Source organism: Saccharopolyspora antibiotica, assembly GCF_047200635.1.
Taxonomy (GTDB): domain Bacteria; phylum Actinomycetota; class Actinomycetes; order Mycobacteriales; family Pseudonocardiaceae; genus Saccharopolyspora_C.
The window spans coordinates 48960-64488 of sequence record NZ_JBJZOI010000002.1; the positions used below are offsets into that span (position 1 = coordinate 48960).

Here is a 15529-nt window from a genome sequence, read left to right on the forward strand (position 1 = left end):
GCCGCGGTCTCGTCGTGTCAGTGCTGCGGGAGGAAGTGCTTGCCGCGCGGGGGACCCCGGAGCTGCATGAGTGCACCGCGAGAGCACATCGATAAGGTATGATGAAAACCAGACCTGAAAGGTGTGGCGGCAAATGGTGAAGGAACCGCTTCCTGGCCCGACGGTCGCGCAGATGGGGCTCGGCGTGGTGCTCCGGGCGCTCTCGGATGAGCACCGTCGAGCGGTGATGATCGAACTCGCCGCGGACGGGGAGGATCGCGAGCGCACGTGCAATTCTTTCGACCTTCCGATCTCGAAGCAGTCCCAGACGCATCACTTCCGGGTGCTTCGGGAAGCCGGGCTGATCCGCGAGATCGACTACGGCAACCGGAAGGGCATCCGACTGCGTCGCGCAGACGTCGACCAGCGGTTCCCCGGGCTGCTCGCCCTCCTCGCGGCGGAAGCTCGTGCTCCGGAGTGCGCGAACGGCTAGCAGCGTCGCCGTCGTGCACCCCGATCCGGAGGATGCGCGGGTTGAGCTCGCGTGAGTGGGTCAATGCCTCAAGCACCTGTTTTGGGCGTCGCCGGGAAGTTCGGGTTCCGCGGTGATCTCTTGGCCGGCCGGCGTGATGGTGACGTCCTGCGGCGGGCGGAGCGCTCGGGTGAGCCTGCGGGTGCTGAGCCCGGTCTCATCCGCATGAATCGTGATGACTAGCGTCTCGCTCCTCCGTTCACGTGCTCGCTTCAGAAGCCCCTGCTCAGGCCCCGGATGCGATCGAGCTCGTCGCCGGCCGCCCCGACGTAGTGGATGTGCTCGACCAGATGTCCGAGCAGCGGTACGCGGTGGTACGCGAAGGACCAGGCGCCTTCGTGGTGGGCGCTGAGCTCGAGGGGAAGCTGGTGCTGGGCGGCCGTCGCCTTCACCTTCTCGAGGTCGTCGGTGAGCAGGCCGATGTTGTGGAACCGCAGCAGGGGACCGGGACCCTTGAGCGCGTCGGTCCACAGGTCCACCGCGCCCGAGACGGGCTGCATCACCTCGATCAGATGCTCTCGGCCGGTGGTGAGGGCGCACGCGAGATGGGTCTCGACGCGGTTGCCGTCCGGTAACACCGCTTCGAAGCGCACCTCGGCGCGGACGAGCGGCTCGAAACCGTAGGCACCTTCGAGAGCCCGGGCCGCTTCGTCGCGGTCAGCCACGACGTAGCCGACCTTGTACAGATCCCCGCCCAGCAGGACGCGAGGCAACGTCCGCGCGGTGTCGCGCGGTTCCGTGGCTTCAGGCTTCATGCTTGATCACGACCTTGCCGATGGTTCGGCGCGCCTCGATGTGCTCGTGGGCCGCCCGCATCACCTCGGCGCTGAGCCCGTGCAGGTGCTTCGTCGCGATCGACCTGATCCGACCCTCCTGCGCGTGTTCGGCGACCGCATCGAGGATCTCTCCTTGCAGGTGGGGGGCTCCGCCGTGGGTGATCCTGCTGAAGACTGTCTCGGTGTGCAGCGAGATGGATTTGCTGGTGAGGGCCGTGATGTCGATGGAGGAGGAGCCGCCGTCCACTGCCGACAGGTGACCGAACGGGCGCAGCGCGTTCGCGATCCACCCCACGTTCTCGGCGGTCTCGGCGGTGGAGAGCACCATGTCGACCGCGGGGAAGCCCGCGGCGGCCAGTTGATCGACGAGATCACCGGAGTGGTCGAGAACGAGGTCGGCCCCCATCTCCGAGCACCAGGCCCTCGTCTCCGGCCGCGACGCGGTGCTGATCACGCAAGCGTTGGTCCTGGCCTTGAGCAGCTGGGTCGCGAGCGACCCGACCGCTCCGGCTCCCCCCACCACCAGCACGGTGTCGACCCCGGCCGGCAGTCCGCTCTGGTCGCGGAACATCGCTTCCCAGGACGTCACCGCTCCGATGGGGAGGCTGGCCGCGTCGGCGAACGAGAGAGTCGACGGGATCCGGGCCACGACACGGTGGTCCACCGCTACCCGTTCCGCCCAGCTCCCGTCTCGGGTCCAATCGCCGGTTCCGAAGACCCGGTCTCCGATCTCGAATCTCGTGACCGAGTCGCCGAGCCCGACCACGACTCCGGAGAACTCCCATCCGAGCAGGACGCGGCCACCGCGCTCGGCGCTTCGCATGCTCCGGATCAGGGTCTCGCCCGGATTGACTCCCACCGCACGAACCTCGACCAGCACGTCGAGGTCACGACAGGCCGGTTCCTCGACCTCCCTCAGGGAGATCGCGAAGTCCTTCAGCTCATGCGCTTTCTCGTACACGAGTGCTCTCACAACACGACCTTTCATCGTGGACGAGTCCCACGCCCGCGAGTGGGTTCTCCGAGCCGCCGAAGCACCTCGGCGAGCGGCGCTGAACCGAGATCGGCGTAGGCGAGCTCGATCTGCCTCGTGATCGGCTCGTTGGCCTCGTCGGGGTTCCGACCCGACGACGACCTCTTCTCCGGGGGAGTGGGCGAGACTATTGATGACGACCAACCTCATTTAATGATGACGACTGACATCGTTCGTGTCAACCGAAGTCTCCGTGGACCACGTCGTTGATGACGAGTACCATCAAAAGCCCGTCCGGATGCGGCTCGTTCATGAGGCCGGACCGTCAGGGAGCGAGGAGGTGGCCGAGATGCCCCGCATCTCGCAAGAGCAGAAGAGGCTGAACCGGGCGAAGATCGTCAGTGCCGCTGGCGAGGGCTTCCGGGCGCGCGGCATCGACGGCATCGGGCTCGATGAGGTGATGAAGGCGGCCGGGATGACCCACGGCGCCTTCTACAACCACTTCTCCTCGAAGGACGCCCTCGTGCTCGAGGTCCTCCGGCAGGGCTTCACCGATTCGCTCGACGCGCTGGCCACCATCCGCGAGGCCCATCCGCGCTCGGCTCGTGCGGCGTTGCACGAGATGGTCGATGGGTACCTCACGGCTCGTCATCGGGATCACCCGGAGGCCGGATGTGCCTCGGCCGCCTTGGTCTCCGACGCCGGGCGTCACGGCGCCGCCGCCCAGGCCGAGTATCAGAGCGGACTCGCCGGGTTCTTCAGCGACCTCGCCGATATGCTGCTCGATCGAGCTCGCCAGGACGGCGCGGAGCTGGACCCGAGGCGGGCTCGCGAACAGGCCATCGGGCTGTTCAGTCAGATGGTGGGCGCGCTGGTGGTTTCCCGCGCGATCGCCGAGGTCGACGCCGGGTTGTCCGACAAGGTGCTGGCCGTCAACCGTCGGCAGCTCAAGCAGACATGAGAAGGCGCCGCTCAGGCGGGCCCAGCAGTTCACCCGGGCGCGCAGACCGCTTTGCGGATCGGTCGTGCCGCGCGGTGGCCGCGGCACATGGCGCCACGGGACGTCCTCCGCGCCTCGGGAGCTGTGTGCTCGCCGGTGCAACTGGTCCTGATGCTCCGGCCGTGTCGCGGAACAGCTTGCTGCGCGGCGGACGGGTTCGTCGAACTCGCCGGCCTGCCGGTGACCTCGCCTCTGGCCGGGGTCGTGCGCTGGTGTTCATTGCGCGACCTGCCTGGAGAGGTGCGCCCGCGGAGCGTGCGGGGCTTCTTCTGCGGCAGATCGCGGTCTGGCGGGAGTGGTGTCGCTCGTTGCCCTGAACTCCGGGCGGCAACGGCCAGACGTCGCGGAGTGCCGCTGTCCAGCCCCTGCGGCCCGATCCAGCGAGATGCCCCGGTGTCCCGCCCGTGCGAGCTGGAGGACGAGCGACGAACCGATCGTCCCCGCCGATCACGACCACATCGGCATTCAGGCGCTCACGGGGCCCGGCGGGTTCTGGGTTAGCTGAGGTGTCCAGAGTCATGGAGACAGCTGTGGTTCGAGTCGTTCGAGGTAGTTCTTGATGAGCGTCTGCGCTTCGGGTGCCGAGAGCTGTCCGGCCATCAGCAGCGTCCCGACTCCGTGGGCCAGTCCCATCACTTCCAGGGCGAGGCGGCGCGCGCCTGCGGCGCTGAGGTCATCGGACTGCAGGGAGCCGGCAAGATGATCAGCAAGCCCGCTCAGGTGCTTCTGGTAGGCCTGTCCCGCCACGCCGGGGTCGGTGATCGCCAACCCTTCCAGCGAGACCCCGACGCGATGGAAGCCTTCGCTCGCCGAATCGGTTGGTAGTGCCTCGTCGAAGAACGCCTCGATGGCGTCGAGCGGTGACTCGCACCCCTGCCGTCGGGCGCGGGTCTGCCATCGTTCGACGCTCTTGTCGGCAAGTCGGTCGAGCGTGGCCTTCAGAAGCTCGTCCTTGGTGCTGCCGTAGTACTGGACGAGTCGGAGGGAGACGTCCGCTTCGGCGGCTACGGCTCTCATCGTGACGACGTTGACCCCGCCGCGGGCGAGGAGGCGCTCGACTGCCTCGATGATCTCTGTTCTGCGCCCGGACTCAGTCGTCAAGGGGATTCCTCCATCTCCACCGATGATACATTCGTATCATCTGATACAGGCGTATCAAGGAGGGCCATGTCATCTCGGTTGCAGCGGCTCGGGCTGTGGACGTCCTGTCTGGCACAGCTGATCGTGGTGCTGGACGTCTCGGTGGTGAACGTGGCGCTGCCTTCGATCCAGGCCGATCTCGGACTCGGAAGGGTCTCCGCGTCCTGGGTGGCGATGGCCTACAGCCTCGGGTTCGCCGGACTGCTCCTGGTGGGCGCGCGGCTGGCCGACGTCGTGGGTACCGCGGGGTTGCTCGCTTGGAGCGTGGGCGCATTCACCCTGGCGAGCCTCGTCGGGGGCCTCGCGGCGGAGGGCTGGGTGCTCGTCGCCGCCCGCGCCGCTCAGGGGATCTCTGCCGCCGCGGTGTCTCCGGCGACGTTCACGTTGCTGACGACCACCCATGCCGAAGGTCCCGGCCGAGCGCGGGCCATCGCGGTCTGGACAGCGGTGAGCCTGGCGGGGGGCGGATTGGGCAATATCGCTAGCGGGGTGCTCACCGACCTCATCTCTTGGCGAGTCACATTGTTGATCAATCTGCCCATCGGGGCCGGTGTCGTCATCACAGCGCTCGCTCTGCATCGGCGGACCACCGGCCAGCGCCGCGCGGGACGCATCGACCTGACAGGCGCAGTGCTGGCAACGGCCGCGTTCACGTGCGCCACCTACGCGCTCTCCGCGGTCGGCGAGGGAGCCTTGAGCGGCCTTCCAGCCGTCGTCGGTTCGGCCGCGGCCGCGCTGTTCGTCTTGTTGGCCGTGCAGCAGAGCCGCACGCGCCACAAGCTCGTGCCGGGCGACCTCGCACGAGACCGGCTGATCGTCCTCGGCAACATCGCGACCGCGTTGACCGGCGCGTGCTTCCAAGTCGGTCTGTGGTACTTCCTGACCTACCGGATGCAGAACCAGTTCGGGTACTCGCCGACCCAAACCGGTCTGGCCTTCCTCCCGCTCACCGCGAGCATGCTGGTCGTGAACCTCTGGCTCACGCCGCGCCTGATGAAGCGGAGCACACCCCGATCGCTGATCGTCGCAGGCGCCTTGATCACCGCTCCGGGCCTGATCTGGCTCACGGTCCTGGACGACGGTCCTTTCGCCCTCACCGTCCTGGTGCCGACCGTCGTTGTCGGTATCGGCGGTGGCTTGATGAGCGCACCGCTCGCCACGCTCGTCACCACAGGTGTCCGCGCCGAGCACGCAGGCGCGGCCTCTGGCCTGATGAACACCGCGAAGCAGTTCGGGGGCGCGATCGGGCTCGCCGCCGCGACCACCGCCGCCGCCATCACCGGCACTGACGGAGCCGCCTTCCTCCTCATGGCGGTGGCCCTCTTCGCCGTCATCGCCGCGGTGGCCACGGCCCCCACTCATCGCAGCGGGCAACGGCGCGCCATGACGCCGGGGGCAGCGTCGTGACCCGCTCCGACGCGCCGCTCAGCATCGAGGGGCGCCGACGACTCATCGGGCGGTGCAAGACGCGCCCCATCGCGCACGTCGCTGCCGAGATGGGTATCTCCCGGGGCTGCGCGTCGAAGTGGGGCACCCGGTGGCGGCGTTACGGTGACGCCGGACTGCTTGATCGCTCATCGAGCTCGCGCCAGAGCCCGAACGCGACGCCAGCCCGGGCCATCGAGAAGATCGAGTTCTGCCCGGCGCGAGCACGAGCGGTCGGCCCAGCGCATCACCGCCGAGCTCGGGCTCACGGTCAACCGCCGCGTCGTCACCCGGCGTTCGAGTGGGCTCGGCCTGAAGGAAGCGGTTCATCGATCCTGGCGGAGACAACGACCGCAAGCCCGGGAAGATCATTGTTCGCCGACCCGGGCACGGGTGCACCTGGACGTGGCGAAGGGCGGCCGAAACCCTGGCCGTGGCGGATGGCGCATCCGCGGTCGTGACAGCGACCAGGCCAAGACCGTCGGTCGAGGCAAGTCCGCTGGGGCAAGGCGCGGCTTTCCTGCACCGAGTCCCTGCCTGACTTGAAGGGCGCACCGCGGGGGCATTCTGTGCTGGTGGGGGACAGCGGATCGGTGCCACGCTCACCGCACTCGAAGCTCACACGACAACCGTGTTCCGCAGAGGTTCCCCAGCGGGCGGACCCGCGGATCCCAGCAGCCCGACGGAGCGAACGGCTTTCCGGGTCGCTGGAGGTGCGCACCGGTCATAGCCTTCATCACGAGGTACTGGGCTGGCGGCGGTCGGGATGTGGTGATGGGGGTGGAACGGGCTCGCCCGCGAGCGGTGCGTGAACACCCCAACGCGCCATGGTTCGCGGTGGCCACGGTGTGCTTCGGGGCGTTCATGGGGCAGCTCGACGCCAGCATCGTGACCTTGACCTTCCCAGCGCTGCAGGAGCAGTTCGCCGCGCCGCTGGCCGCCGTGGAATGGGTTTCGCTGTCCTACCTGCTGGCCTTGGTGGGCTTGGTGACCGCGGCCGGGCGGATCGCGGATGCCGCGGGCCGCAAGCTGGTCTACCTGTGCGGCTTCGTGGTCTTCACCGCCGCCTCGGCGGCTTGCGCGCTGGCCCCGGGCCTCGGCTGGCTGATCGGGTTCCGGGTCCTGCAAGCGGTCGGGGCGGCGATGCTGCAGGCCAACAGCGTCGCGCTGGTGGTCACCAGCGTGCCCGCGGGACAGATGCGACGCGGGCTCGGGATCCAGGCCGCGGCGCAGGCGCTGGGCTTGGCGCTCGGTCCGGTCACCGGTGGGCTGCTGGTGGCCACGGTCGGCTGGCAGTGGGTGTTCTGGGTCAACGTCCCCGTCGGCGTGATCGCCGTGATCGCCGGCCACTACCTGCTGCCGCGCACCCGTGCACGCACTCCTCTCGAACACTTCGACTGGATCGGGTTGCTGCTGCTCGCCACCACGACGACCGCGCTGTTGCTGGCGCTGTCGGGCATCTCCGGGCTGCCCCTTCCGCTGTGGGTAGCAGCTGTGCTGTTCGGTGCCTGCGCGGTGTCGGGGCTCGGGTTCGTTCTGCGGGAGGGTCGCGCGACCAGCCCGCTGGTGGATCTTGCGGTGCTGCGCCCGCCTGCGATGTCGATCGGGCTGCTCGGGGCTTTGAGCGCCTACCTGGTCCTGTTCGGGCCGCTCACGCTGTTCCCGCAACTGTTCGGCACGCACAACGCGACTTCGGGGCTGGTTCTCACCGCTCTGCCCGCGGGATTCGCCTTCACCGCGATCACCGCCGAACGACTCCTGCCAAGAGCCTGGACACCTCGTGCGCGCAGCACGCTCGGAGCGGTCACGGCCGTGATCGCACTCGCGGCGCTGGCCGTCGCACCCACGAGCCGACCGTGGGTGGCTGCGTTCCTGCTGGTGCTGGGTCTGGGGCTGGGCGTTTTCATCCCGGCCAACAACACCGCGATCATGGGATCGATTCCGGTGCGCATGTCCGCCACCGGCGGTGGGCTGGTCAACATGAGCCGCGGGCTGGGCACCGCACTCGGTGTCTCAAATGTTACCCTGTGCTTGCACATCAACCACGGAGCGGAGTCGATCAGGGGCGGTCGACTGGCGCTGGCCAGCCTTGGCGCGTTCGGCCTCATCGCCGTCGTCTCCAGCCACTGCGCAACCAGCGGCCGAGACCGGCAAGCGTGATCACTCCCCCCGCTGAATGCATGCGGGAAGAACACGCGGTGGAAGGTCCGCCGACCATGAACACATCACCCGTTGTGCCCCCGGATCCCGTTCGGGCCACTCGCAACGCCTGGGCCTCCACCGCTCTGGTCATGGCCGCGGCAGGCGCGGTCCTGCTCCTGGCCGCGCGGGGCGCGCACGTGGGCCTGCTCGCCATCGCGGGCGCGGTCAGCCTGCTCAACGCGACGTGCATCAGCTGCTACCTGCCGCATCACCTCCACCAGGTCCGCACGGCAGTCCGCACCGGCCACGCCGCCCCACAGGCTCATCGCGCGATCACCGCGATGTTCACCCTGACCGTCCTCACCGCGCTCCTCGCCGCGGTGGCCCTCGCCGCGGAGCGTTAGGTGCGGAGTCGGTCCAGGGGGCTCGGTCTGCCGCGCGCGATCGGAGCCTCGCGATGGCAGATCCGGCGGGTGATTCGCCTGGAATCCGTGGTGACCGCCGGGTACTGGGCGTACGCGGGCCTGGAAGACGGTGCAGCGTCCGCCGACCGACGGACTCAGGGAGAGCGTGGTCGGCGCGGTCGGGTCGGTCCGGTGCGGCGTCCTCGGGGGACGTCGTCCGCGCCGTCACGGGTCATGCCGACGATCTGGTCGTGTCCCCGCAGGGCTTGGACGATGCGGCACCGCACGTTGGTGCCGATGCCGCCGGTCATGCCCCACGTCATGCTCGGAACCGGCGAAGGCGCGAAAGCCAGCATCCCATTCGCTCCGCCGAGGCGTTGGCGGCCGTCCACGAGCTCGACACCGTCGTGCTGGACGAGACCGCCACCCCACCAAGGCACCCCAAGCCCTCGCCGACCTCCACGCCACCGACGGCCGCGACGAGCGGGAACCTGCTCACCCCGGTCGCCGCCGACGTGGCCGACAGCGAAGACCCCTCGGCCGCGGCGATCACGGCCGGAGCACGACAGCGGAACCCGGACGTGCCGCACGCGGCCGACCTCGCCTCCATCACCCGCGAAGGCGCGCGTGCCACCATCGCGGGCCGCACAGCGCGGGCCGGAGCCAGGGCGTTGCCGGCCGACGCGGGCAGCGACACCAGCGAGCTCGATCAGCCCGCTTCGTCGAGAAGGGAAGAGGACGAGAAATCGGCGTGGCGCTAGCCGGACGAAAGATTCGCCCGGATCCGCGAGGACGGGGGGAGCATGAGAAGCGGCCGACAGAACGCATCGGGCGGCATCGGTGTGACCGCGCTGGTCTCGATCGGGATCGGCGGCATGGTCGGCGGCGGTATCTTCTCGGTCCTCGGGCTGACGGTGCAACTGGCCGGGGCGGGAGCGTATCTGTCGTTCGTCGTCGGCGGGGTCGTCGCGGCCCTGACCGGCTGGTCGTACGCGTTGCTGTCGGTGCGGTTCCGGGACCGGGGCGGAACTGCCACCTTCCTCGACCGTGCTTTCGGCACGAAGGTGGCGGGCCCGCTGAACCTGCTGCTGTGGCTGAGCTACTTCGTGATGCTCGGGTTGTACGCGGTCGCGTTCGGCAGCTACTTGGCCGCGCTGCTGGGTTTGCCCGCCAGCGGCGAGTGGCGACGGGTGCTCGGCAGCGCGGTCGTGCTCGTTCTCGCCGCGCTCAACCTCGCCCGAGCCCGCGTTGTCGGCCGCGCCGAGTCGCTGCTCGTCTACTTCAAACTGGCCGTCCTGCTGACCTTCTGCGTCAGCGGACTCGCGTTCATCGACACCGCCCAGGTCGCGCCGTCGGCGTTCCCCTCGCCTGGTGTGATCGTCTACGCCGGATCGCTGATCTTCCTCGGGTACGAGGGGTTCGAGCTGATCGCGAACGCGTCCGAAGACGCCCGCGAGCCGCAGCGGACCCTCCCACGGGCCTACTTGATCTCGATCGGCAGCGTGATCGCCTTGTACGTGCTGGTCGCGTTCGTCGCCGTCGGCAACCTGACCTCACAGCAGATCGCGACCGGACGAGACTACGCACTGGCAGTCGCGGCAGGCCCGCTGCTGGGACACGTCGGCTTCACCCTGATCGCGATCGCTGCGATCGTCTCTACCGCCAGCGCGATCAACGCCACCCTCTACGGCACGGCGAAATTCACCTATCTCATGGCCCGTCACGGCGAACTGCCCGAGCACCTCGGCGACCCGATCTGGAACCGTCCGATCGGTGGGCTGCTCGCCACCACGGTGGGGACCCTGATCATCGTCAACACCGTTGACATCGAGGGCATCAGCCTCATGGGCTCGGCCGGTTTTCTCATCATCTTCGCCGCCGTGAACCTGGCCGCCGCGCGCCTGCCCACCGCCGGCCGTGCCGCCAGGAGCACTGCCCTGGCCGGCGCCGCCGTCTGCGTCGGCTCACTCGCCACGCTCACCGGTTACGCCGCCATTACTGCACCTCGGCAACTCGGCATCCTCGCAGGGATGCTCGCCGCCGCCACCGTCGGCGAACTGCTCATCCGGCTCCGTGGCCGGACGACGATCCACCCACCGACACCGGACCACCGCCAGGCGCCCGAGTAGCGAAAGGCACCCCGGCCGTAGCCCCGATCGTCGCGGTGTGTCACTGACGGTCGCGGCGCCGCACGCGGTGGCGTCACCGAGTGCGACCCAGATCGTCGTGTCCGCGACTGCCTGACCGGCAACGCCACCGGTCACGTTCGCGGATCTTCCTGCGTGGGGCGGTGATAACTCCACGCTGAACACACCAGGAAGCAGCGGTGGCGCGAGCGTCCGACGGTCAGCGGTTTCAGAGTGGAGGAGCGCGGCGCGCGGGCTGTTGAGGAGCTGAACGACAGCGCGGAACTGGCCCTGCCGCCGAGACGACCGGACCTGGACGCACGCGTCTTCGCTGCCGCGGACAGGGCCGCCCCATCAACCCGCGTCCGCCGGGTGACGGTCGGGAGGGACCGAGGCCCAGACGACGGCGTCGTCGAGTTCGTCATATCCGAACCGCCGCACTTCGGCTCGGACGAAGTGGTTCGCGAGCCGAGGCACGAGGCCGGCGAGCTCGCTATCGGCCGCCAGTGCGACCTTCCTGACCTTGCGATGATGGTCCCGGACGAAACGTACGTGCCGGAGCAGGCTTCCGACGTTCTCCCAGCCTGGAAAGTCGCGCGCGTGCACCACAACACCGGCCAGCTCGTCGTGAGTTTCGAGCCAGTGGTCCGCGGACCGCGCCAGCGCGTCGAAGTCCGGTGCCCGCAGAGGCTGCGTGACCTCGACAACCAGAACCTGGGACTCCGGCAGGATGTGGTGGGACACCCCGGGCCCTTCGGGTAGCGAGGCCAACCACCTCAAGGCCTCCTCGCGGTGGTCGCTACCGAAGACGCGCACCGGACAGGGCATCAGAAAACCTATGAGCCGGGTCGACTCGCGGATCCAGCGAATGTCGCTGACGAGCGCGCATCCCTCGAACAGCCGCATGGCGCCGATCCCGACCTCGAAGTCTTCCCAACCCGCTGCCGGGGTGAACGACTGGAATTCCGGGCCGAACTCGTACAGAAATCGGATGCGGCGACCTTCCTTGCGCGCGTCATCGACGAGTGGGCCGATCACCGTTTCGTAGTCTTCTTTCGACACCGTGCCGATCGCCTTCACGGCATCGACGCCGGCAGGCACGTCATGGACCCTTTCCAGCATGCCATTCCCCTCTCGGTGCCCCAATGCGATGCGGAGAGCGCCCTCGGCCGGGGCTGGCGCTCATCTTCGCGTCCGGAATCAATTCATATTGCTACTCATCCTCAGACCGCCTCATCGTGGCAGGAAGTCCAGGACTCCGCGACCGGCACCGTGATCGACGTTTTTCGTCGCGCTGGTTGTTGGAGGATGTTCAATCGGCACCGTTGGCGCTGTGAACAGGTACGTTGTTGACGACCGTGCGCAGCGGTACATCCTCTGCCTCGCAGGAGGTCCTCGGTAGCGGGCTGGCCCCGCCCGGCTTCGCCGAAGGCGGTTCCTTGATCCGGTCGGACTCGTCAGCGGCCGCTCGTGCCGTCTCTGCGCTGCGCCGCTTGAGTGCCGGGTTGAGCAGTTCGACCGAGAGCGGCGGCGCTAGTGGTGGGCAGGCGGCTACGACGACGGAGTAGGTGCTCAGCTCTGGTGCGGAGGCGATGATGGCGCACAGCGACAACCCGATGCTCGGATCCTCCCGCAATCCTCGGGAAAACCAGGTGCGGACGGCTCAGGAATATCCACTGCACGATCGCCATCACGACACCGAGAAGCCCGCTGAACCGCACTGTTGTGCGGAACCAGCGGGATTTCCCGACCGTCGGGGCGGCGGATTCGAATCCTCGGCCCCTTGCCCTTCAGCTGCGCCGGCGGTCAGGGGCACGCTCAGGGGCTGTTCTTCGAGGCCGGATTCCAGTGTCCCCAGTGAACTGCAGGAGTCCGCTTCGCCGACAGCGCTGACGCTTCTATCCGCGCACAGGCTGCTGTGCCGACTCCTGGCGCGTCGACGCGCTGTCGCTGGTGCTTGACCAGTCCTGGCGCTTCAGCTGGTTGAGCAGGGCGATCTCGGCTCGGCCCGGCGCGCGGCGTACGCCCGCGACCACCGTTTCCGAGAGGGCGGGGTGCAGTGGGCGGGTCAGGCGTTCGTAGCCGTCGGGTATCGCGGAGGACGGCGCGACGGTAACGCCGAGACCTTCCGCGGCGAGCCGGACCGCGGTCGAGATCTGGGAGGCCCTGCCAACAGTGCGTGGAGCGAGGCCGCGGTCGGCGAGCAGGCGCGCCAGGTACTCGTCGAGCTTGCTGGTGCGGCGGAAGCGCACCCATCCCTCGTCGGCGAGATCGTCGAGGCTGAGCGGCGCGTCCCTGCGCAGGAACGGGTGGTCCTCCGGGAGTACGGCGACGTAGGACTCCTCGCCCAGTGCGTGGAGGTCGAAGATGCATCCGGGCGGGATCTCGTGCACCAGGATCATGTCGAGCGTGCCCTGGCGGGCGAGCCGTTCCATGTCCGTGGGGTCGGGCTCCTCGTGCAGGGTGACCTGCAGGTGGGGGTGGCGGCGGCGCAGCTCGCCGAGCGCACGCGAGAGTCGGCGGGTCCCGAGTCCCAGGTAGACGGCGACGATCAGTTCGCCTGTCAGGTCGCCGTCCGCGGCGCGAGCCGCGGTGAACGCCCGCCGGGAGGCGGTGGTGGCGACCTCCGCCTCGGCCAGGAAGGCCCGTCCCGCCACAGTGGGCGTCATGCCCTGCGGAGTCCGCGCGAACAGGCGCACGCCGACCTGCTTCTCCAAGGTGCCGATCTGCTGGGACAGCGACGGCTGGGTCACGCCCAGCCGCTCCGCCGCGGCCGTGATGCTGCCCTCCTCGGCCACGGTCAACGCGTACTCGTATTGCCGCAAGTTCATTCTGAGCCGCCTCGTCGCATAGGAAGAGTCTATGCGGTAGATAGTACTACTCTCTTTGCGCCTATGTCTCGGCGTGCGTAGGTTGTGGATCGCAAGCGCCGATTCCGGAAAAAGGGGAGAAAGAATGCGTCTCGCGGACAAGGCCGTTCTGGTCACGGGTGGTGGAGCAGGTCTCGGCTTTGCGATCGCCGAGAGGTTCGCGGCCGAAGGTGCCCACGTCTACATCACAGGCCGTCGGAAGGAAGTTCTCGACGACGCGGCGACCGTTATCGGAGGACGGGTCACGGCGGTCGCCGCGGACTCCACGTCGTCGAGCGATCTCGACGGGCTGATCGAGACGATCCGACGGGAGGAAGGGCGCCTCGACGTGCTCGTCGCCAATGCGGGCATGATCGAGCGGGCGGACTTCGGCGAGGTGACCGAGGACCACTTCGACCGGACGTTCGACACCAACGCTCGCGGCACGATGTTCACCGTTCAGGCGGCGTTGCCGCTCATGCCGACCGGCGGGTCGATCATTCTGATGGGCTCGATCCAGGGGTTCAAGGGACTCGCCGGATCGACCACCTACAGCGCGGCCAAGGCGGCCGTGCGCTCCTACGCGCGCGTGTGGGCCGCCGAGTTCGGCGACCGGGGTCTGCGGGTCAACGTGCTGAGCCCGGGCCCGTTCGACACCCCCATCATCGACGGGCAGGCCGAGTACTTCGGGCAGGATCCGGCGGCGCTCCGCGCCCAGATGGCCACGCACGTCCCCATGGGCCGCCTCGGGCGCCCCGCGGAGATCGCCGCTGCCGCCCTGTTCCTGGCCTCGGAGGACAGCAGCTTCATGACCGGCGCCGAGCTCTGCGTAGATGGTGGTATGGCTCAGGTGTAGCCGCAGCTGGCACCGTCGATCTCGAAGCGAACACGTGCGAGACGTGGTCGACGAGGCACCGAGGGCTGCCCGACCCCGGCCTTCGCGACCACGCGTTGCGTCACGATCGAGCCGAGCACGAACGTCGTCGTCCTCGCACGAGCGGGCGCAGCGGGCGCCCCCCGCGATTCGATGAGGCGTCCAGTCTCGACACATGTGCCGTCACGGTGGTCTCGGTCGAGGACGGGCGTGCCACGGCGAAGAAGGCCGCGGCCCGAAGCGGTATTCGGCTACGACAACCTCGAGTACGACATTCGCGCCACAACCGCGGGGGGCGTGGGTGTGATCATCCGCCCGATCGGCGGGTCCGCGGCGGAATCCGTTTTCCCTGACCTGGTGCTGAGCCAGCGCTTCTGCGTGCCCGAATTCGCGTCTGGGTAATGCCCCGGTTGTCCTCCAGCATTGCCCGCTGAGCAACCGCCGCGCGACGCCCTGGGTTACCGCGGGAATCCGGCGCCGGCCGCGAAGATCGAGGCCGTCCTCGATCTTCGCGGCCGGAAACCTAGCTTCGAAGGCCGCCCGACGCGGTGAGCCGCTCACCGGTGACCCACGCCGCGTCGTCGGAGGCGAAGAACACCGCGACCTTCGCCAGGTCTTGCGGCTGGCCCATGCGCCCCAGTGGCGTGCGCTCGATCATCTCCTTCTCGGCGTCGCTTCCCATGAAGCCCGAGGCGTGGATTCCCTCGGTCTCCACGCCACCTGGGGCAAGGGTGTTGACCCTGATCCCACGAGGGCCCAGTTCGGCCGCCAACACTCGGGTCAGCGCGTCCACGGCGCCTTTGGTGGCAGCGTAGATGGACATTCCGGGGACCGCGCGAGCGCTGTCGAGCGACCCGATGTTGATGATCGAGCCGCCGTCGGGACCGAAATGCTTGAGCGCTTCCTGAATCGTGAGGACGGGCCCGAGCACGTTGACCGACAGCTGGCGGGAGATGTGCTCCCGCGTCGCGGCCTCGACCGGCTCCGCGTGCCACACCCCGGCGTTGTTGACCACGACGTCCAGCCGGCCGTAGGCGCGGACGACCTCGGTGAAGAGGTTTTCGACGTCCCTCGACGCGGAGACGTCACCCCGAGCCGCGACCGCTGTCCCACCGCTGTCGCGGATGTGGCCCACCACCCGCTGCGCCCCTTCGGCATCGGAGGCGTAATTGACCACCACTGAGGCGCCGGCGGCAGCGAACTCCTTCGCGATGCTCGCTCCGATTCCCTTGGCCGCCCCGGTCACGAGCGCGACTTTTCCGTGCAACCTGTTCGAATCGCTACCAGTCATGACTTCCGTTTCTCCCGT

General features: G+C 68.6%; 15 protein-coding genes. 9 read left to right on the forward strand and 6 right to left on the reverse strand.

Annotated elements, in window-relative coordinates:
- Window positions 1-133: 133 nt before the first annotated feature.
- On the forward strand, window positions 134-472 hold the full coding sequence (locus tag ACL03H_RS01100; RefSeq protein WP_412809116.1) for an ArsR/SmtB family transcription factor: 339 nt from the start codon (window positions 134-136) through the stop codon (window positions 470-472).
- A 251-nt stretch (window positions 473-723) separates the two neighbouring features.
- Here the strand turns inward: ACL03H_RS01100 and ACL03H_RS01105 are convergent, their stop codons facing one another.
- Complete coding sequence (locus tag ACL03H_RS01105; protein WP_412809117.1) at window positions 724-1266, reverse strand: VOC family protein; 543 nt, start codon at window positions 1264-1266, stop codon at window positions 724-726.
- Window positions 1256-2275, reverse strand: a complete 1020-nt coding sequence (locus tag ACL03H_RS01110) for a zinc-binding alcohol dehydrogenase family protein (protein WP_412809118.1) — start codon at window positions 2273-2275, stop codon at window positions 1256-1258. Before ACL03H_RS01110 ends, ACL03H_RS01105 begins: the two co-directional genes overlap by 11 nt.
- Before the next feature lie 334 nt (window positions 2276-2609).
- On the opposite strand from ACL03H_RS01110, the gene ACL03H_RS01115 reads away from it, so the two are divergent.
- Complete coding sequence (locus tag ACL03H_RS01115; protein ID WP_412809340.1) at window positions 2610-3221, forward strand: TetR/AcrR family transcriptional regulator; 612 nt, start codon at window positions 2610-2612, stop codon at window positions 3219-3221.
- A 555-nt stretch (window positions 3222-3776) separates the two neighbouring features.
- Here ACL03H_RS01115 and ACL03H_RS01120 read toward each other — a convergent pair.
- Window positions 3777-4361 (reverse strand): TetR/AcrR family transcriptional regulator, encoded by a 585-nt coding sequence (locus ACL03H_RS01120; protein ID WP_412809119.1) that lies wholly within the window; start codon window positions 4359-4361, stop codon window positions 3777-3779.
- A gap of 66 nt (window positions 4362-4427) precedes the next feature.
- Here ACL03H_RS01120 and ACL03H_RS01125 point away from each other — a divergent pair, with 66 nt between their 5' ends.
- The 6 genes from ACL03H_RS01125 to ACL03H_RS01150 all read left to right on the forward strand — a co-directional run bounded on the left by ACL03H_RS01125 (window position 4428) and on the right by ACL03H_RS01150 (window position 10500).
- A complete protein-coding gene (locus ACL03H_RS01125) occupies window positions 4428-5807 on the forward strand; it encodes an MFS transporter (protein WP_412809120.1) in 1380 nt (459 codons plus the stop codon).
- Between the two features lie 89 nt (window positions 5808-5896).
- Entirely contained in the window at window positions 5897-6286 is a 390-nt protein-coding gene (locus ACL03H_RS01130) for a leucine zipper domain-containing protein (protein ID WP_412809341.1), read from the forward strand.
- A gap of 313 nt (window positions 6287-6599) precedes the next feature.
- On the forward strand, window positions 6600-7985 hold the full coding sequence (locus ACL03H_RS01135) for an MFS transporter (RefSeq protein WP_412809121.1): 1386 nt from the start codon (window positions 6600-6602) through the stop codon (window positions 7983-7985).
- Window positions 7986-8041: 56 nt separating this feature from the next.
- Window positions 8042-8371, forward strand: coding sequence for a hypothetical protein (locus ACL03H_RS01140; protein WP_412809122.1), 330 nt, complete (start codon window positions 8042-8044; stop codon window positions 8369-8371).
- A gap of 377 nt (window positions 8372-8748) precedes the next feature.
- Window positions 8749-9132, forward strand: coding sequence for a hypothetical protein (locus tag ACL03H_RS01145; RefSeq protein WP_412809123.1), 384 nt, complete (start codon window positions 8749-8751; stop codon window positions 9130-9132).
- Between the two features lie 42 nt (window positions 9133-9174).
- Window positions 9175-10500 carry an APC family permease gene (locus ACL03H_RS01150; protein WP_412809124.1) on the forward strand — a complete coding sequence of 442 codons (1326 nt, stop codon included), beginning with the start codon at window positions 9175-9177 and terminating at the stop codon, window positions 10498-10500.
- Between the two features lie 351 nt (window positions 10501-10851).
- Here the strand turns inward: ACL03H_RS01150 and ACL03H_RS01155 are convergent, their stop codons facing one another.
- A complete protein-coding gene (locus ACL03H_RS01155; RefSeq protein WP_412809125.1) occupies window positions 10852-11619 on the reverse strand; it encodes a SpoIIAA family protein in 768 nt (255 codons plus the stop codon).
- 776 nt (window positions 11620-12395) lie between these two features.
- Complete coding sequence (locus tag ACL03H_RS01160; protein ID WP_412809126.1) at window positions 12396-13328, reverse strand: LysR family transcriptional regulator; 933 nt, start codon at window positions 13326-13328, stop codon at window positions 12396-12398.
- 124 nt (window positions 13329-13452) lie between these two features.
- Between ACL03H_RS01160 and ACL03H_RS01165 the strand changes: the two genes are divergently transcribed.
- Window positions 13453-14202: an SDR family NAD(P)-dependent oxidoreductase gene (locus ACL03H_RS01165; protein ID WP_412809127.1), complete on the forward strand. Its 750-nt coding sequence runs from the start codon at window positions 13453-13455 to the stop codon at window positions 14200-14202.
- Between the two features lie 541 nt (window positions 14203-14743).
- Here ACL03H_RS01165 and ACL03H_RS01170 read toward each other — a convergent pair.
- Window positions 14744-15511, reverse strand: a complete 768-nt coding sequence (locus ACL03H_RS01170) for an SDR family NAD(P)-dependent oxidoreductase (RefSeq protein WP_412809128.1) — start codon at window positions 15509-15511, stop codon at window positions 14744-14746.
- Window positions 15512-15529 lie beyond the last annotated feature (18 nt).